An 18,065-nucleotide genomic window follows, 5' to 3' on the forward strand; every position below is an offset into this window, starting at 1 on the left:
CTTATTTCCCCGTAAAGTTCGGCGCGCGTTTTGCCAGGAACGCGCTGACGCCTTCCCGGTAGTCGTCGCTGCGTCCGGCCAGACGTTGATAGTCGCGCTCCAGATCAAGCTGGGCGTCGAGGGTGTTGGTTTCGGCGGCGTTGATTGCCTGCTTGATCAAGCCCAGGCCATAGGTCGGCTGCGAGGCAAAATGCAGCGCCATCCGCTGTGCGGTGGCGGAGAGCTGCTCGTCGTCCACCACCTGCCAGATCATTCCCCAGGCCTGTGCCTGCTCGGCGCTGAGCTTGTCGCCCAGCAATGCCAGCCCCATGGCGCGGGCGCGTCCGGTCACGCGCGGCAGCAGCCAGGTTCCGCCGCAGTCCGGTACCAGCCCGAGCTTGCTGAAGGCCATCACAAAGCTGGCTGAACGGGCCGCAATCACCATGTCACAGCCGAGGGCCAGCGTGGCACCTGCCCCCGCCGCCACGCCGTTAACCGCGCAAATCACCGGCTTCGGCAGTTTTGCCAGGCGGCGCACCAGCGGGTTGTAAAAAGTCTCAACGGACATGCCCAGATCCGGCGCAGGGCCGTTCGGGTCCACGTTACGGTCGTTGAGATCCTGCCCGGCGCAGAAACCGCGTCCTGCCCCGGTGATCAGCAGGCAGCGGATGGCGTCATCGCGCTCGGCCTGCTTCAGGCATTCGGAAAGCTGCTGGTGCATGACGTCGTTAAAGCTGTTCAGGCGCTCCGGGCGGTTCAGCGTAATGGTCATTACGCCCTGCTCAACATGGCTCAGAATAAATTCCACAATTAGCGTCCTTTAAAGTCTGGGGTGCGTTTCTGTAAAAAGGCGTTGATGCCTTCCCGGCGATCGTCGGTGGCCGCGAGTAGCGCAAACAGCTGACGCTCCTGCGCCAGCCCGGCCTGAAGCGGCACTTCCTGCGACTGGCGAAGCGCCTGCTTCGCCGCCTGTAACGCCAGCGGCGAGTGGCGCGCCATCAGCCCCGCCTGCTTCAGGGCATATTCCAGCGTCAGCGAGGCCGGGTAGACGTCGCTGACCAGCCCGGCGCTGTGCGCCTGAACCGCCGTGATGCTTTCGCCCGTCAGCACCATTTTGCTGGCCAGCGATTTGCCCACGCTACGGATTAGCCGCTGTGTGCCGCCTGCGCCCGGCATGATCCCGAGGGTGATTTCCGGCAGGCCAAAGCGGGCGTTATCACCGGCAATCACCACGTCGCAGAGCAGCGCCAGCTCACAGCCTGCCCCCAGCGCGTAGCCGTTCACGGCGGCAATCAGCGGTTTGGTGAAGGCGTTTATTCGCGCCCACAGCTGCGGGCGGATATCGTTCAGGGTTGCGGGCAGGTCTTTCTCCGCCATTTCGTTGAGATCGGCCCCGGCGGCAAAGCAGCGTTCGTTGCCGTAAATCACACAGACGGCGATCTCCGCATCCGCGGCGGCGGCTTCAAGCTGCTCCGCGATTTGCGTGAGCAGCGCATTGTTGAGCGCGTTGCGCGCCGCCGGACGGTTAAGCGTCAGCTGCAACACGCGGCCATGACGGGTGACAATCAGTTCGCTCATGCCATCCCCTTCGCATCAAAATCGACGATAACGTCAGCGGTTATCGGCAGCGCCTGACAGCTCAGCACATAGCCTGCGGCCAGCTCGTCCGGCTCCAGGCTGTAGTTGGTCGCCATGTCCACCTTCCCGCGAAGCACTTTGCATTTGCAGGTGGCGCACACGCCGCCCTTGCAGGCGTAAGGCAGATCCGCCCCCTGACGCAGGGCCGCGTCAAGAATGCTCTCGTCGTCCGCCGTCAGGGTGATCTCCCTGTCGCGCCCGTCCTGACGGACGGTGACCTTCTGCCCGTCGGCCTGCACGCTGACTGTCCGTTTAACGGGGGTTCCCGGCGTGTTAAAGCGCTCAAGATGGATCGCTTTTTCCGGCATACCCAGCGCTTTCAGCGCCGCCTCAGCCTCGTCCATCATCGCCGACGGGCCGCAGATGAAGGCTTCATCGTACTGGCGGAAATTCACCAGCGTTTTTGCCAGCGCCTGGAGCTTTTCCCCGTCAATACGGCCATGGAGCAGATCGCTGTCGAGCGTCTCCTGGCTGAAGATGGAGATCAGCTGCAAACGCTGCGGGTATTTATCTTTCAGGTCCGCCAGCGCCCGGCGGAACATCATGCTCTGGCTGCTGCGGTTGCCGTAAATCAGGGTGAAGTGGCTGTGGGCTTCAGTGGCCAGCGTAGCGGACATAATCGCCAGCATCGGGGTGATCCCGGACCCGGCGGCAATCGCCAGATAGTGGCCTTCGCGTTCGGCCTGCGGCTGGTAGCCAAAATGCCCCTGGGGCACCATCACCTCCAGTGCCATGCCCGGTTTGATTTCGTCCCGGGCATAGCGGGAAAAACGTCCGCCCTCGATGGCTTTGACCGCCACGCTGATCTCCCCGCACGCGGTGCTCCGGCAGATGGAGTAGCAGCGGCGCAGTTCATCCCCGCCAGGACTGGCTTTCAGGGTCAAATGCTGACCGGGACGGAAGCGGTACGCCTCCTGTAACGCCTGCGGCACCGCGAAGGTAATGGTCACCGCGTCGCGGGTTTCGGGTTCCACTTTTGCCACTGTTAATGAATGAAACGTTGTCATGGCAGCCTCAAATACATTTGAAATAGTCGAAGGGCTCACGGCAGGTATTGCAGCGGTAGAGCGCTTTGCAGGCCGTGGAACCAAATTCACTGATGAGCGAGGTATCGGTGCTCGCACAGCGCGGGCAGCTCACCTCCGCGGGAACGTGGGCATGGCAGCTATGGCCGACAGGCGGGCTGATGCCATATTCCCGCAGGCGCCTGCGGGCATCGTCGGTCATCCAGTCGGTGGTCCAGGCGGGCTCCAGTTGCAGCACAATATGTATCGGGGAAAAGCCGTTCCCGGTCAGAGTTTCGCGGATCGCCCCCAGCAGATGCTCCGTTGCCGGACAGCCCGAATAGGTTGGCGTGAAGCCTATAACCCAGCCTTCCCCCTGCGCCTTCACGCTGCGCACCATGCCTAAGTCGGTGATGGTCAGCACCGGCACTTCCGGGTCGGGGATCTGGCTTAACAGCGCCCAAATCTGCGGGATTTGGGCAGGCGCAATGTCGACGAGGCGTTGCATAGCGTTCTCCTTTACCACTGCTGGTCGGGGTAAACGCGCTGGAGATACTGCATCTCAGCCAGCATCGGTCCGAGGTGTTCAGTATGTAGCCCCTTCTTGCCGCCCGTGCGATACGCCACTTCCTCGGGTACGCGGAGGGTAGCTTCCGCCAGCCCGGCAAACACTTCGCGCTCCCACGGTTCCCGCAGGGCGCGCGGATCAACCGCCACGTCGGTGTCAACCAGCGCCAGCTCGACGTCGTCGGCGTCAAACAATTCAGCCGTAAAGCGCCACAGGCTATCCACCGCCTGCTGCATTTTCTGTGAGGAGGTTTCTGTCCCGTCCCCCAGCCGCACCAGCCAGCCGCGGCTAAAACGCAGGTGATAGCGCACCTCTTTAATGGCTTTTGCCGCGATGGCGGCAAGCTGACTGTCGCTGCTGTGGATCAACCGTTCGTACAGCGCTACGTTCCACGCATCCATCAGATACTGACGGGCAATGGTGTCGGCGAAGCTGCCGTTTGGCTGTTCCACCAGCAGCAAATTGCGGAACTGACGCTCATCGCGGCCATAGGCCAGGGTGTCTTCATCACCCTTACCCTCCCGTTCAGCGGCGTAGGTCAGGAAATTGCGCGCCTGCCCGAGCAGATCAAGGCCGATATTGGCGAGCGCCAGGTCAATTTCCAGCTCCGGCGCATGGCCGCACCAGGCGCCCAGACGCTGTGAGAGCACCAGACCGTTGTCGCCCAGACGCAGGGCATAAGCAGATACGTTGTTCATCCCCAACCTCACATATGCTCAATGCCATCAGGGATGGTGTAAAACGTCGGATGGCGGTAGACCTTGCTTTCCGCCGGATCGAAAAACTCCCCGCTCTCTTCCGGCTGGGAGGCGACGATTTCACTCGCCTTCACCACCCAGATGGAACAGCCTTCGCTGCGGCGGGTATAGGCATCGCGCGCGTTTTCCAGCGCCATGCGGTCGTCGGCAGCGTGAAGGCTGCCCACATGGCGGTGCGACAGCCCCTGCTTCGAACGGACAAAAACTTCGTATAACGGCCAGTAAACATTGCTCATGGTTGATTCCTCTTATGCAGCCTGGCGGGCGCGTTGTTTTTCCGCGTGGGCCAGAGCGGCTTCACGCACCCATGCGCCGTCGTCCCAGGCTTTACGTTTTGCGGCCAGACGTTCGTGGTTGCAGATCCCGCGCCCGTTGATCACCTCGTCAAATTCCTGCCAGTCGATTTCGCCGAAGCGGTAGTGGCCGCTCTCTTCATCGAAACGCAGGTCGGGATCCGGCACGGTCATGCCGAGCATCTCCACCTGAGGCACCGTGTTGTCCACGAAGCGCTGGCGAAGCTCATCGTTGCCAAAGCGTTTGATCTTCCAGGCAAGACTGCGGGCGCTGTTTGGGGAGTTGTCGTCGTTGGGTCCGAACATCATCAGCGCGGGCCACCAGAAACGGTTGATGGCGTCCTGCAACATCTGCCGCTGTGCTTCACTGCCCTGCGCCAGCGCCATACAGGCTTCAAAACCCTGACGCTGGTGGAAGCTCTCTTCTTTACAGATTTTCACCATCGCCCGGGCGTACGGGCCGTAAGACGTACGGCACAGCGCCACCTGGTTCACGATGGCCGCCCCGTCCACCAGCCAGCCAATGACGCCGATATCGGCCCAACTCAGGGTCGGATAGTTGAAGATGGAGGAGTATTTCATCTTGCCGTCGAGCATCTTTTGATAGATGTCCTCCCGGGCGCAGCCCAGCGTTTCCGCCGCGCTGTAGAGGTACAGGCCGTGTCCGGCTTCGTCCTGAACCTTCGCCAGCAGAATGGCTTTCCGGCGCAGCGTCGGCGCGCGGGTGATCCAGTTTCCTTCCGGCAGCATGCCGACAATCTCAGAGTGGGCGTGCTGTCCAATCTGGCGGATCAGCGTCTTGCGATAGGCATCCGGCATCCAGTCCTGCGGCTCGATGGCCGTCTCCTGTGCGATGCGTTGCTCAAAGCGTTGTTCTTGCGTCACATAACCACCTTTGTGATTCGTTAAATCACCACAAACAGCAAAATGGTGAATCATTTGGTTTCTTAAAAGTTACACAAAGGTTAAATATAACCCCAAGAAGTGTTTGATTATTTTGTGACGACGCTCGCAAGCCTTTTCATGAAAGGCCGATGACACAAGGCTTTCGGGTGGTCAGGCTAAGCAATAGAGATCACAACGTTAACAATTCATTAAAACTCAGCTTGATTTTTATGATTCGCGATCAAACTATTTATAGTGAAATCACGAAACACCTGGAGAGAAGAAATGCAGCAGTTAGCCAGCTTCTTGTCCGGCACCTGGCAATCAGGCCGGGGCCGCGAGCGCACCATCACCCACGCCATCAGCGGGGAAACGCTATTTGAAGTCACCAGCGAAGGGCTGGATATGGCGGCCGCACGCCGTTACGCCATTGAACAAGGCGGAGAAGCGCTCCGCGCAATGAGCTTTATCGAGCGCGCCGCCATGCTGAAGGCGGTGGCCAAACATCTGCTGAGCCAGAAGGATCGGTTTTATGCCCTGTCAGCCCAGACCGGCGCGACGAAGGCCGACAGCTGGGTGGATATTGAAGGCGGTATCGGCACCCTCTTCACCTACGCAAGCCTCGGCAGCCGTGAGCTGCCGGACGATACCCTGTGGCCGGAGGATGAGCTGATCCCGCTGTCGAAGGAAGGCGGCTTTGCGGCACGTCACGTGTTAACGTCGAAATCCGGCGTGGCGGTGCATATCAACGCGTTCAACTTCCCGTGCTGGGGGATGCTGGAAAAGCTCGCACCCACCTGGCTTGCCGGGATGCCCGCCATCATCAAGCCCGCCACCGCCACCGCGCAGGTGACTCAGGCAATGGTGAAAGCGATCGTCGAGAGCGGACTGGTGCCGGACGGCGCCATCAGCCTGATCTGTGGTGGCGCGGGCGATCTGCTGAACCAGCTCGACAGCCAGGACGTGGTGACGTTTACCGGGTCGGCCAGCACCGGGCAGAGCCTGCGCGTACATCCGAATATCGTCGCGCATTCCATTCCGTTTACCATGGAAGCAGATTCCCTTAACTGCTGCGTGCTGGGTGAGGACGTGACGCCGGAGCAGCCGGAGTTTGCGCTGTTTATTCGCGAAGTGGTGCGCGAGATGACCGCCAAAGCCGGGCAAAAATGTACCGCCATCCGCCGCATCATCGTGCCGGAAGCGCAGGTTGAAGCCGTCAGCCAGGCGCTGATTGCGCGGCTGGAGAACGTGGTCGTCGGCGATCCGGCCCAGGAAGGGGTGAAGATGGGGGCTCTCGTCAACAGTGAGCAACGTGCTGACGTGCAGGAAAAAGTCGATCATCTGCTTGCCTCGGGCTGCCAGATCCGTCTGGGTGGTAAAGCCGATATGCAGGCGGCTGGCGCATTCTTCCCGCCCACCCTGCTGTTCTGCCCGCAGCCGGACGAAACTCCGGCCGTTCACGCCACCGAAGCCTTTGGCCCCGTCGCCACCCTGATGCCCTGCCGCAACAGTGAACACGCCATGCAGCTGGCGCGGGCGGGCGGCGGCAGCCTGGCGGGAACGCTGATCACGGCAGATTCAAACGTGGCGCGGCAATTTATTGCCGGTGCCGCGCGCGCCCACGGACGCATTCAGATCCTCAACCAGGAATCCTCGAAAGAATCCACCGGCCACGGTTCACCGCTGCCGCAGCTGGTGCACGGCGGCCCGGGACGTGCGGGCGGCGGCGAGGAGCTGGGCGGCCTGCGTGCGGTGAAGCACTATCTCCAGCGCACGGCCATTCAGGGCAGCCCGTCCATGCTCGCCGCCATCGGCAAACAGTGGGTCCGTGGCGCGGAGGTGCAGGAAGATCGCGTTCATCCGTTCCGTAAATACTTCGAGGAGTTACAGCCGGGCGACAGCCTGCTGACCCCGCGTCGTACCCTGACGGAAGCGGATATCGTGAATTTTGCCTGCCTGAGCGGGGATCATTTCTATGCCCATATGGACAAAATTGGCGCGGCGGAGTCGATTTTTGGCGAGCGCGTGGTACACGGTTATTTCCTGATTTCCGCCGCGGCGGGGCTGTTTGTCGATGCCGGGGTTGGGCCGGTCATTGCCAACTACGGCATGGAAAACCTGCGCTTTATCGAGCCGGTCAAGCCGGGCGATACCATTCAGGTGCGCCTGACCTGTAAACGTAAAACGCTGAAGAAACAGCGCACTGCCGAGGAAAAACCGACGGGCGTGGTGGAATGGGCGGTGGAGATCTTCAACCAGCATCAGCAGGCCGTGGCGCTTTACTCCATTCTGACGCTGGTGGCGCGCCAGCAGGGTGACTTTTAATCAAAGCAATGGCATTAACCTTGCTGCCTCGAGTGTTTGAGCGCATCAAAATAAACGGAAGGTAATACAGGGACTGGTTGGCTTTGATTAATCGAACCATCCAGTCTGCCTGGTTTGGATAAGTTACAACCGGAAACACTAAGCAAATTGACCGTATAGTTAGCATGGTTATTATTTATCGCCGGGAATATTCCCGCGTTAAATTACATGGATGATTAACAGACTATGGCAATTCCTGTTTACCTTTTCTTGACTGACGATGGTGGTACAAAAATTACAGGCTCGGTGGATGTTTGTTACCGTGAGGGAAGCATTGAAGTCACTGGCTTTACACACAATCTTCGCCTCCCAACCGATCCATTGACCGGGAAAATTACCAGTAAACGTAACCATGCCCCAGTCGTATTTCAAAAAGAAATCGATTCCTCCTCCCCTTACCTGATGAAAGCCGTTGCGACTGGCCAAACCCTTAAAACGGCCGAGTTCAGGTGGTATCGCATTAATGACGCCGGACAGGAAGTAGAATATTACAATATGCGTCTCGATAATATTCGCGTCGTTTCCGTTACGCCATTGATGCATGACATTAAAGACCCGACGAAAGAAAAACATAATCATCTTGAAGTCGTGGAACTACGCTATGATAAAATAACATGGACATATTGCGATGGTAATATACAGTTTGCAGACTGTTGGGCTGAGCGTTAAATATGCGAAATCCTTCCTATTCAACACCCTATAATATTGCATCCTTTGCACCACCTGGCGTGGACGTCGTTAGCCACATGATAATAGCGCGATTTCATGGTGGCCCCTCATTAATGACCTACATATGGTTTTATCAAATGGTCAGAAACCATGGTCCCTGGGATTATAAACAAGGCCGTGCAGAGTATGCCAATTTTGGCAATTTTCATTACGGTGCCGTTGGTGCGGCAGCAGGCATTCCTGAGGGAATTCTGCTCCAGGGGGCAGGCACTGCACAGATTCTTGCCGGGACAAGCGATCCTGCCGAATTTGCAAAATTCCAGAACAATAATAATTACGGTGATGATCCAGTCGATCAGTTATGGATAAGGGCAGGAATAGATTATGCGCGACGTTCGGGTTTTTAACTGGCGAGCTGGAATTATTATCTTTATTTTTCTCATATTCATTGCATACCCTTTCCGCGATCTTTTTACCGTGTATGAAAATTTGCAGGAAAAAATCAAGGTTAACGATCGTTTAACTCTTTACATCACCCAGGTTGAGACGGGTTCACTGTCTAAAAACAGGTATCATATTTATCTCTTTGATGCGAAAAAAAGTCCGGAAGAATTCATGTCTAATATTAAGAATATCAATCCCGTCATGATCACCGATGATGATAAAGCTTCAGCGGCAATTAAAAATGGAGACATTTATCTTCGCGTTCGCGGTACGGTTTATTCGTTCACGACGGTAGGTTTCGATGTCCGCATTCATCTCGACAGTTCACCTTACTGAAGCATACTTTCACTTTCACGGGGTGTGATGCACCCCCGGTCTTTTTTTAACCTGGCAAGACTGACAAACAACCTGGCAGATGCAGGCAAACGCTTTTCGCGCGCGCCTGTCAGGATAAGGCTGACACAACACAATAAACACAACAAGATGAGGTCTGCGATGGGAAGCAATTCTTCTTTTTTTGCCCGTAGAACGGCACTGGCCATGGCCGTTGCGCTCTTTTGCGCCTGGCAATCCCCTGTTTACGCTCACGGCAGCGAGGCGCATATGGTCCCGATGGACAAAACGCTTCAGGCGTTTGGCGCGGACGTGCAGTGGGATGATTACGCCCAGATGTTCACCATCGCTAAAGACGGTGCCTTTGTGAAGGTCAAACCCGGCGCCAACACCGCCATCGTTAACGGCAAACCGCTGACGCTCCAGGTGCCCGTGGTGATGAAGAACAATAAGGCCTATATCCCGGAGACTTTTATCAACGATGTCTTTCAGTCCGGTCTTGATCAGACATTCCAGGTTGAAAAACGCCCCCACCCGTTAAACGCGCTGACCGCTGATGAAATCAACCAGGCCGTAGCCATTGTGAAAGCCTCTGCGGATTTTAAACCCAATACCCGCTTTACCCAGATTGCGCTGGCGGAGCCAGAAAAAGCTAAAGTCTGGGACTTCGTGCTTAACGGCACGGCGGTGGATGCGCCCCGCCAGGCCAATATCATTATGCTTGACGGCAAACGCATCATCGAAAGCCGGGTGGATCTGAAGGACAAAAAGATCCTCCGCTGGGAGCCGATCAAAGACGCGCACGGCATGGTGCTGCTGGATGACTTCAATACCGTGCAGCAGATCATCAATGAAAGCCCGGAGTTTGCCGCCGTGCTGAAAAAGCGCGGCATTACCGATCCGAAGAAAGTGATCACCACCCCGCTTACCGTCGGCTTTTTTGACGGCAAGGATGGGCTGAAACAGGAAGACCGCCTGCTGAAAGTGATCAGCTATCTCGACGTGGGCGACGGTAACTACTGGGCGCACCCGATCGAAAACCTGGTTGCGGTGGTGGATCTTGAGCAGAAGAAAATCCAGAACATTGAGGAAGGCCCGGTCGTGCCGGTGCCGCTCACCCCGCGTCCTTATGATGGCCGTGACCGCGTTGAAACGGTGAAAAAACCGCTGGAGATTATCGAGCCGGAAGGCAAGAACTACACCATTACCGGGGATATGGTGCACTGGCAGAACTGGGATTTTCATCTGAGCCTGGACTCGCGCGTCGGCCCGATGATCTCCACCGTGACCTATAACGACAACGGCAAAAAGCGACAGGTGATGTATCAGGGATCGCTCGGGGGCATGATTGTGCCGTACGGCGACCCGGATATCGGCTGGTACTTTAAGGCCTACCTGGACTCCGGTGATTACGGCATGGGTACCCTGACCTCCCCGCTGGTGCGCGGCAAGGATGTTCCGTCTAACGCCGTGATGCTCAACGAAACCATCCCGGACTATACCGGTGCGCCAATGGAGATCCCCCGGGCGATCGCCATTTTCGAGCGTTACGCCGGGCCGGAGTATAAGCATCAGGAGTTAGGTAAACCCAACGTCAGCACCGAGCGCCGCGAGCTGGTGGTGCGCTGGGTCAGCACCGTGGGTAACTACGATTATATCTTCGACTGGGTATTCCACGAAAACGGCACCATCGGCATTGATGCAGGGGCCACGGGCATTGAAGCGGTGAAAGGCGTGCAGACGAAAACCATGCATGATGCCACCGCGAAAGATGACACCCGATACGGTACGCTGATCGACCATAATATTGTCGGCACCACCCACCAGCACATCTACAACTTCCGTCTGGATATGGACGTGGACGGCATCAACAACAAGCTGGTGGCCATGGATCCGGACGTCAAACCGAACACCGCTGGCGGACCGCGCACCAGCACCATGCAGGTTAATCAGTATGATATTGATACCGAACAGCAGGGGGCGCAGAAGTTTGATCCGGGCACCATCCGCCTGTTGAGCAACACCAGCAAAGAGAACCGCATGGGCAACCCGGTCTCGTATCAGATCATCCCTTACGCGGGGGGCACACACCCGGTGGCGACGGGCGCGAGGTTTGCCCCGGACGAGTGGATTTATCACCGCCTGAGCTTTATGGATAAACAGCTGTGGGTGACGCGTTACCATCCCGACGAGATGTACCCGGAGGGAAAATACCCGAACCGTTCCACGCATGATACGGGCCTCGGCCAGTACAGCAAAGATAACGAGTCGCTGAACGACCAGGATAACGTCATCTGGATGACCACCGGCACCACCCATGTCGCCCGCGCCGAGGAGTGGCCGATAATGCCGACGGAATGGGTGCACACGTTACTCAAGCCGTGGAACTTCTTTGACGAGACGCCAACGCTCGGTAAGAAAAAAGAGCAGAAATAACACGTTGACCGGGCACGATGCCCGGTTTTTCATTCGCTTTCTTGCTGAATACCACTCCCCGATTATAGTTAATGTTACTTCGCTTAATGCTTTTGCAACATCTGAAACATTTTGTAGATATCGAAGTATCCATGAACAACGCTATACATAACCGAGAGGTTTTAGGATGAAAGTCAATGAGATAGTAAGAAGCCTTGCGCTGGCCGGTTTTTTCATTTCCGCCAGTTCAGCCTGGGCCGCAGAAGCCCCTAAGGATGCAACCGCAGCAACTCAGCAGGCCAACAACGCACTCTTCAACCAGCTTCCTTTCTCCGATAACACCGATTTTACCAATGCCCACAAAGGGTTTATCGCCCCGCTACCTCAGGAAATTATCAAAGGGGAGCAAGGCAACACCGTCTGGGATCCACAGCAGTACGCCTTTATCAAGGAAGGCGATAAAGCGCCCGATTCGGTTAACCCGAGCTTATGGCGTCAGTCCGAGCTGATTAACATCAGCGGCCTGTTTGAAGTCACCGAGGGCGTGTACCAGATCCGTAACCTCGACCTGTCAAACATGACCATTATTGAAGGTAAAGAAGGCATTACCGTGGTCGACCCGCTGGTGTCGGCGGAGACGGCCAAAGTCGGGATGGATCTTTACTATAAAAATCGCGGCAAGAAACCTGTCGTCGCTGTTATTTACACCCACAGCCACGTTGACCACTATGGCGGCGTGCGCGGCGTGGTGGACGAAGCCGACGTGAAGTCCGGCAAGGTTAAAGTCTACGCGCCAGCCGGATTTATGGAGGCCGCCGTCGCGGAAAATATCATGGCGGGCAACGTCATGAGCCGCCGCGCCAGCTATATGTACGGCAACCTGCTGAAGCCGGATGCGAAAGGCCAGGTGGGTGCAGGGCTCGGCACCACCACCTCCGCCGGGACGGTGACCCTGATTGCCCCGACCAATATCATCGAGAAAGATGGTCAGAAAGAGGTGATCGATGGCCTGACCTATGATTTTATGCTCGCGCCGGGCTCCGAAGCGCCTTCTGAGATGCTCTGGTATATCGAAGAGAAAAAGCTGATCGAGTCTGCGGAAGATGTCACCCATACCCTGCACAACACCTACTCCCTGCGCGGTGCGAAAATTCGTGAACCGCTGCCATGGTCGAAATACATCAACCAGGCAATTGTACGCTGGGGTGATAAGGCCGAAGTTATCATGGCGCAGCACCACTGGCCGACCTGGGGCAACGAGAATGTGGTTAACCTGCTGAAAAGCCAGCGCGACCTCTACCGCTACATCAACGACCAGACCCTGCGCATGGCGAATGAAGGGCTGACGCGTGACGAGATCGCCGCCAACTTCAAGCTGCCGAACTCCCTGGCCAATACCTGGGCCAACCGAGGCTATTACGGTTCAGTCAGCCATGACGTCAAAGCCACCTACGTGCTCTATTTAGGCTGGTTTGACGGCAACCCCGCGACCCTGGATGAACTGCCGCCTGAAGAAGCCGCGAAGAAATTTGTGGAGTATATGGGAGGCGCGGATGCCATCCTGAGTAAAGCTAAAACCGATTTTGACCAGGGCAACTATCGCTGGGTGGCTCAGGTGGTCAGCAAAGTGGTGTTCGCCGATCCAAACAACCAGGCCGCACGTAACCTTGAAGCGGATGCCCTGGAGCAGTTGGGTTATCAGGCTGAATCCGGCCCATGGCGTAACTTCTACCTGACCGGCGCGCAGGAGTTGCGTAACGGCGTGGTGAAAGGTCCGACCCCGAATACCGCCAGCCCGGATACCGTGCGCGCAATGACGCCAGAAATGTTCTTTGACTATCTGGCGGTGCATATCAACGGTGAAAAAGCAGCAGATGCAAAATCGGTGTTTAACATCGACCTCGGCAGCGACGGCGGCAAATACAAGCTGGAGCTGGAAAATGGCGTGCTGAACCACACGGCGAACGCCGAAGCGAAGGATGCTGACGCGACCGTGACCCTCAACCGCGATACGCTGAATAAAATCATCCTGAAAGAAGTGACGCTTAAACAGGCTCAGGATAATGGCGATATCAAAGTGACGGGCGATGCCGCAAAACTCGATGCCATGCTCGGTTACATGGATAAATTTGAATTCTGGTTTAACATTGTGACCCCGTAAAGGCATGCACTCGCGGGCGGTCTTTCCGCCCGCCACAGGGACATTCTCTCTCATGGAAAAAAGACACAACGCCACTCCGGAGCCCGCGACCTGGCCGACCCGTAACGCCATGGTTGTCCACGGGCTGGCCATGAACCTGCCGTGGCTCGCCTTCGTCAACGCGAGCTTTGCGCTCATGATCCTGCTGCGCAATTCCCTGTTCGGCCAAATTGATACCCTCTTACACGTCAGCCCACCTCTCACACAGATGATTGACGCTTCCATGCTGGGGGTAGTCATCCTTTCCGTGGCGCTGGTAATAATGGCCTGGCGCCACATCCGCGGCGTCAGCGCCGTGCTGTTAATGAGTAGCCTGCTATGGTCGATAAGTTGTTACTGGTTTATCAACGTGATACAGCTTCCTCATCCCTGGCCGATATTCGTTACCCTGCTGATGGCCGGTATGACCGCGCTCTATTTTCATCCGGTGGGGCTGGTGTGCTTTATCGCGCCGCTGTGGATCACCATGCCCGTTGCCAGCATGCTGCTGAATCAGGAGATGAACCTTCGCTTTGCCGGGCTGTGGGTGGTGTTCACGTTCATTCTCGTTTGCGGACGCTACATCCTCTTGAGCTGGTTTGAAGAGGCCTGGCGTCGCAACCAGCAGAATCAGCGTTTAATTTCGCGGCTGGATGCGCTGGCCCATCAGGATCCGCTGACGAAAACGGCCAACCGCAGGGCGATGGAGCTGGTGCTGGAAAACGCGGTGGAGCAAGGCAAACGCTTCACGGTCCTGATGCTGGATGTCGACTACTTCAAACTGTATAACGACACCTATGGTCACCAGGCGGGGGACGCGTGTCTCGCGCGGGTCGCGGAGGTGCTGAACTCCTCGGTGCGCACGCCAGAGGATGTGGTTTCGCGCTACGGTGGTGAGGAGTTCGTCGTGATCCTCTTTGACTGTGAAGAAAGCGTTGCTGAGAAAGTCGCCGCGCGGATCCAGGCTGGCCTGCGCACCGCAGCCATTGCGCACAGCGCGTCGAAGGTGAGTGAATGTGTGACGGTGAGTATGGGCATTGCCGGCTATACCCCAGGACTGGCCGGCCCGGAAATCATCGCCCGCGCCGATGCGGCGTTGTATCGGGCGAAGGAGTCCGGGCGGGATAGGTGGTCGCTGTAAGTTACGCCGGGTGGCGCTGCGCTTACCCTGCCTACAAAACCAACCTTTTTCCTCGATCCCGTAGGCCGGGTAAGGCGTAGCCGCCACCCGGCGTTTTTTTAATACCGCACACACACCGACTTGGTTTCGCACCAGCCGTCCAGCCAGTCGGGGCGGAAATCATTGCCCGCGCCGATGCGGCGCTGTACAGGGCGAAGGAGGCCGGGCGGAATCGGTGGTCGCTGTAAGTTACGCCGGGTGGCGCTGCGCTTACCNGGAAATCATCGCCCGCGCCGATGCGGCGCTGTACAGGGCGAAGGAGGCCGGGCGGAATCGGTGGTCGCTGTAAGTTACGCCGGGTGGCGCTGCGCTTACCCTGCCTACAAAACCAACCTTTTTCCTCGATCCCGTAGGCCGGGTAAGGCGTAGCCGCCACCCGGCGTTTTTTTAATACCGCACACACACCGACTTGGTTTCACACCAGCCGTCCAGCCAGTCGGGGCCGAAATCGCGCCCGGTGCCAGACTGCTTCATGCCGCCGAACGGCAGGTTGGCATCTATCAGCGTGTGGCTGTTCACCCACACGGTTCCGGCCTGTAGCCTGTCGGTGTACTCCAGCGCTTTACTGATGTTCTGCGTCCAGACGCTGGCCGTTAAGCCGTATTCAGTGTCGTTCGCCAGCTGAAGCGCCTCTTCCCCGTCAGCTACACGGACCAGATTCACCACCGGCCCGAAGACCTCTTCACGCGTCAGTCGCAGATGATTATCCGGGTTGACCACCAGCGTTGGCGAAACGTAATAGCCTTTGCCGTCTGGCCCCCGGTTCCCGGCGATCAGCTCCGCATTGTGCGCCTTCGCCTCATCCAGAAACGCCTGGACCTTATCGCAGTGGGCGCGCGACACCAGCGGGTTGATAAACGCATCCGGCGACATGCCCGGCCCGACGCTCAGGGATTTCACGGCCTGTTCAAAGCCGCTGACCAGCGTGTCGAACAGCGGAGCTTCAATATATATACGTGAACTGGCCGCGCAGACCTGCCCCTGATTCAGGAAGCTGCCGGTCATCAGCCCTTCAATCACCCACGCCGGATCGGCATCTTTCAGCACGATGGCCGGGTTTTTGCCGCCCAGTTCCAGCGTCACGCCCGTTAGCGTATCCGCCGCCGCGCGGGCAATCTGCTTGCCCGTCGCCGTCGATCCGGTAAAGCTCACTTTGGCAATGCGCGGGTGCGAGGTCAGTGCCGCGCCACAGACGGCGCCACTACCGGTCACCACGTTGAATACGCCATCCGGGATCCCCGCCTCGCTCGCCAGTTCCGCCACCCGTAACAGGGTGAGCGGCGTGGTTTCCGAGGGTTTGATCACGATGGAGCAACCTGCCGCCAGCGCGGGCATCACTTTCCACATGCCAATCATCAGCGGGAAGTTCCATGGCACAATCCCCGCCACGACCCCAACCGGCTCTTTACGCGTCCACGCCTGATAACGCGCGCCCTGCGGCAGTGGAATCGAGAGATCGAGGGTTTTACCGGCAATTTTGGTGGTCAGCCCTGCCGTGTAGCGCATCCAGTTCAGGGTGCAGCCCACCTCGAAGGCGCGGGAAATGTTAATCGATTTCCCCTGCTCCAGGGTTTCGAGCTGTGCCAGCTCTTCGCCATGCTGTTCCACCAGATCCGCAAACCGCAGCAGGATGCGTTCCCGCTCTGCCGGAAGCCGCCCGGCCCAGCTTCGGGCGACAAAGGCGCGCCAGCCAGACATCACCGCACGATCGACATCATCAACGCTGGCATCGGCGGTGGAGGCAATGACCTCTCCGGTCGCCGGGTTGTAGACGTTCAGACGCTTTTCGCTATCGGATGCCGCCTGACGCCCTTCGATCCACAGGCCGTGCTGGCGATCTAAAAACTGCTGCACGCCAGGCAGGACGGCGACGTGTGATTCGGACATAGGATACTCCTTCGTTATGCTTCGCAGGGTGTGTATGCAGTCTAAGAGGGGATTCGCATTCCTGCTTTTGTCTGTGTGACATTCGCTTTGCCAGCTGTGACAGGCTCCGCAAATCGCGATAATTCCCGCTTATATCGCTGTAACCGTTGAGTGTTCTTTCCTATAGTCAGCCTCGTAACCCTGACAAAATGCAACATAAATGCAACAATGCGAAAACAGTGACGGTGCAGCGAGAAAATCAATGGCATGTGCAAGCGAACAGGACAATTTTCAGCAGTGGCTGGCGCAAATTAACCAGGTTTGTGGGCGCTTTGCGGCACGTCCATTAGAGGGGGCGTTTCTCGGCGAACTGGAAACCAGCTATACCCAAAGTCTGAAGCTGAGCACGGTGACCGCCGCAGGCGTTAACCTGTTTCGCACCCGTCAGGAGATCAAAAACGGCAACGACGCCTGGTTCTACACCGTGTTTCAGCTGGAAGGCAGCGCCGGAATCGAACAGGACGACCAGCGCGCGCTGCTGAAAGCCGGGGATATCACGCTGATTGATGCCTCCCGCCCGTGCTCCATTTACTGGCAGGAGCGTTCCCGCCAGATTTCTCTGTTGCTCCCGCGACAAATCATTGAGCAACACGCGCGTTTTCAGGAAGTGAGGTGCGCGTTGCCCCTCTCCCGCAGTCTGCCTACCGTACAGCTGAGCTACCGACTATTACAGGAGAGCATGGGCAATGCCGATCTCAGCGCCAGTGAAAGCGAAGCGGCGCTGGAGGCGATGGTGTGTCTGCTGCGTCCGGCCTTCCAGCAGCATGACGAGGTGCTGCCGCGCAAGGAGCGTCAGTTCCGCCACGTTCTGTCCCTGATTGACGATCATATTCAGTCGGAGGCGTTAAGACCGGAGTGGATAGCCTCAGAGAGCGGCATGTCCGTGCGTAGCTTGTACCGCATGTTTGCCGGGAAAGGGCTGGTGGTGGCGCAGTATATTAAGAACCGTCGCCTCGATTTATGCGCTCAGGCGCTGCGTTCCATCGGCGATGACGAAAAGCTGGCGGGCATTGGCTACAGCTGGGGCTTTACCGACCATAGCCATTTTTCCACCGCCTTTAAGCAGCGTTTCGGGGTTTCGCCGGGCGAATACCGTAAGCGTTACCGCTAGTTACTTTTTCAGCCATTTGCCGTTAATCCCCTTCACGTACTCACCCGGCTGCGCGCGGGCCACCAGCTTTTGCCCCGCCATTTTCGCCACCTCGTCGACGGGCAAATTATTGCTGTCAGCAAGCTGCTGGTAACTTTCCGTGCGTGCGGCGTTGATACGGTTCACCAGCGCCAGGGTTTCAGCGTCGTGCTGAACGGGCGCAAGATAGCCGCTCAGGGTTTCCCCTACGCGCCCCTGGGTGCGCGCATCGTTGAGCGTAAGCGTGGCGGCGTGAACGTTCATCCCCAGCGCCAGTAACATCAGAGCTAATCGTTTCATG

At 57.7% G+C, this 18,065-nt stretch carries 17 protein-coding genes; 8 read left to right on the plus strand and 9 right to left on the minus strand.

Annotation, left to right across the window (positions count from 1 at the left end; translation table 11 throughout):
- Window position 1: 1 nt before the first annotated feature.
- Genes paaG through paaA form a run of 7 tightly spaced genes read right to left on the minus strand, consistent with a single transcriptional unit; the run spans window position 2 to window position 5,125 of the window.
- Window positions 2-790, minus strand: a complete 789-nt coding sequence (gene paaG, locus ACOTX2_RS08390) for a 2-(1,2-epoxy-1,2-dihydrophenyl)acetyl-CoA isomerase PaaG (RefSeq protein WP_100148794.1) — start codon at window positions 788-790, stop codon at window positions 2-4.
- Window positions 790-1,557, minus strand: a complete 768-nt coding sequence (paaF, locus tag ACOTX2_RS08395) for a 2,3-dehydroadipyl-CoA hydratase PaaF (RefSeq protein ID WP_022648023.1) — start codon at window positions 1,555-1,557, stop codon at window positions 790-792. Before paaF ends, paaG begins: the two co-directional genes overlap by 1 nt.
- Window positions 1,554-2,624, minus strand: coding sequence for a 1,2-phenylacetyl-CoA epoxidase subunit PaaE (paaE, locus tag ACOTX2_RS08400; RefSeq protein WP_063147361.1), 1,071 nt, complete (start codon window positions 2,622-2,624; stop codon window positions 1,554-1,556). Before paaE ends, paaF begins: the two co-directional genes overlap by 4 nt.
- A 7-nt stretch (window positions 2,625-2,631) precedes the next feature.
- Entirely contained in the window at window positions 2,632-3,129 is a 498-nt protein-coding gene (gene paaD, locus ACOTX2_RS08405) for a 1,2-phenylacetyl-CoA epoxidase subunit PaaD (protein WP_063138212.1), read from the minus strand.
- Between the two features lie 11 nt (window positions 3,130-3,140).
- A complete protein-coding gene (gene paaC / locus ACOTX2_RS08410) occupies window positions 3,141-3,887 on the minus strand; it encodes a 1,2-phenylacetyl-CoA epoxidase subunit PaaC (protein WP_063147362.1) in 747 nt (248 codons plus the stop codon).
- Window positions 3,888-3,895: 8 nt separating this feature from the next.
- Complete coding sequence (paaB, locus tag ACOTX2_RS08415) at window positions 3,896-4,183, minus strand: 1,2-phenylacetyl-CoA epoxidase subunit PaaB (protein WP_003857353.1); 288 nt, start codon at window positions 4,181-4,183, stop codon at window positions 3,896-3,898.
- A 12-nt stretch (window positions 4,184-4,195) separates the two neighbouring features.
- Window positions 4,196-5,125: a 1,2-phenylacetyl-CoA epoxidase subunit PaaA gene (gene paaA, locus ACOTX2_RS08420; RefSeq protein ID WP_003857355.1), complete on the minus strand. Its 930-nt coding sequence runs from the start codon at window positions 5,123-5,125 to the stop codon at window positions 4,196-4,198.
- 285 nt (window positions 5,126-5,410) lie between these two features.
- On the opposite strand from paaA, the gene paaZ reads away from it, so the two are divergent.
- The 7 genes from paaZ to ACOTX2_RS08455 all read left to right on the plus strand — a co-directional run bounded on the left by paaZ (window position 5,411) and on the right by ACOTX2_RS08455 (window position 14,670).
- Window positions 5,411-7,450: a phenylacetic acid degradation bifunctional protein PaaZ gene (gene paaZ, locus ACOTX2_RS08425; protein ID WP_063147363.1), complete on the plus strand. Its 2,040-nt coding sequence runs from the start codon at window positions 5,411-5,413 to the stop codon at window positions 7,448-7,450.
- A 225-nt stretch (window positions 7,451-7,675) separates the two neighbouring features.
- Window positions 7,676-8,158: an Hcp family type VI secretion system effector gene (locus ACOTX2_RS08430; RefSeq protein WP_022648017.1), complete on the plus strand. Its 483-nt coding sequence runs from the start codon at window positions 7,676-7,678 to the stop codon at window positions 8,156-8,158.
- 113 nt (window positions 8,159-8,271) lie between these two features.
- Entirely contained in the window at window positions 8,272-8,565 is a 294-nt protein-coding gene (locus ACOTX2_RS08435; protein WP_226856374.1) for a polymorphic toxin type 44 domain-containing protein, read from the plus strand.
- Window positions 8,543-8,938: a hypothetical protein gene (locus tag ACOTX2_RS08440; protein WP_063147365.1), complete on the plus strand. Its 396-nt coding sequence runs from the start codon at window positions 8,543-8,545 to the stop codon at window positions 8,936-8,938. The genes ACOTX2_RS08435 and ACOTX2_RS08440 overlap by 23 nt, the downstream gene beginning before the upstream one ends.
- A 159-nt stretch (window positions 8,939-9,097) precedes the next feature.
- Window positions 9,098-11,371 carry a primary-amine oxidase gene (gene tynA / locus ACOTX2_RS08445; RefSeq protein WP_063147366.1) on the plus strand — a complete coding sequence of 758 codons (2,274 nt, stop codon included), beginning with the start codon at window positions 9,098-9,100 and terminating at the stop codon, window positions 11,369-11,371.
- A 166-nt stretch (window positions 11,372-11,537) separates the two neighbouring features.
- On the plus strand, window positions 11,538-13,511 hold the full coding sequence (locus tag ACOTX2_RS08450) for an alkyl/aryl-sulfatase (RefSeq protein ID WP_421625903.1): 1,974 nt from the start codon (window positions 11,538-11,540) through the stop codon (window positions 13,509-13,511).
- A gap of 52 nt (window positions 13,512-13,563) precedes the next feature.
- Complete coding sequence (locus ACOTX2_RS08455; protein WP_063843858.1) at window positions 13,564-14,670, plus strand: GGDEF domain-containing protein; 1,107 nt, start codon at window positions 13,564-13,566, stop codon at window positions 14,668-14,670.
- 426 nt (window positions 14,671-15,096) lie between these two features.
- Here the strand turns inward: ACOTX2_RS08455 and ACOTX2_RS08460 are convergent, their stop codons facing one another.
- Window positions 15,097-16,596 carry an aldehyde dehydrogenase family protein gene (locus ACOTX2_RS08460; protein WP_022648012.1) on the minus strand — a complete coding sequence of 500 codons (1,500 nt, stop codon included), beginning with the start codon at window positions 16,594-16,596 and terminating at the stop codon, window positions 15,097-15,099.
- A gap of 241 nt (window positions 16,597-16,837) precedes the next feature.
- Between ACOTX2_RS08460 and feaR the strand changes: the two genes are divergently transcribed.
- A complete protein-coding gene (gene feaR / locus ACOTX2_RS08465) occupies window positions 16,838-17,746 on the plus strand; it encodes a transcriptional regulator FeaR (protein ID WP_023300024.1) in 909 nt (302 codons plus the stop codon).
- Here feaR and ACOTX2_RS08470 read toward each other — a convergent pair whose 3' ends face one another.
- Window positions 17,747-18,064, minus strand: a complete 318-nt coding sequence (locus ACOTX2_RS08470) for a YdbL family protein (protein ID WP_022648010.1) — start codon at window positions 18,062-18,064, stop codon at window positions 17,747-17,749.
- Window position 18,065 lies beyond the last annotated feature (1 nt).

Source organism: Enterobacter cloacae complex sp. IR5412 (assembly GCF_049237385.1).
GTDB classification, from domain to species: domain Bacteria; phylum Pseudomonadota; class Gammaproteobacteria; order Enterobacterales; family Enterobacteriaceae; genus Enterobacter; species Enterobacter intestinihominis.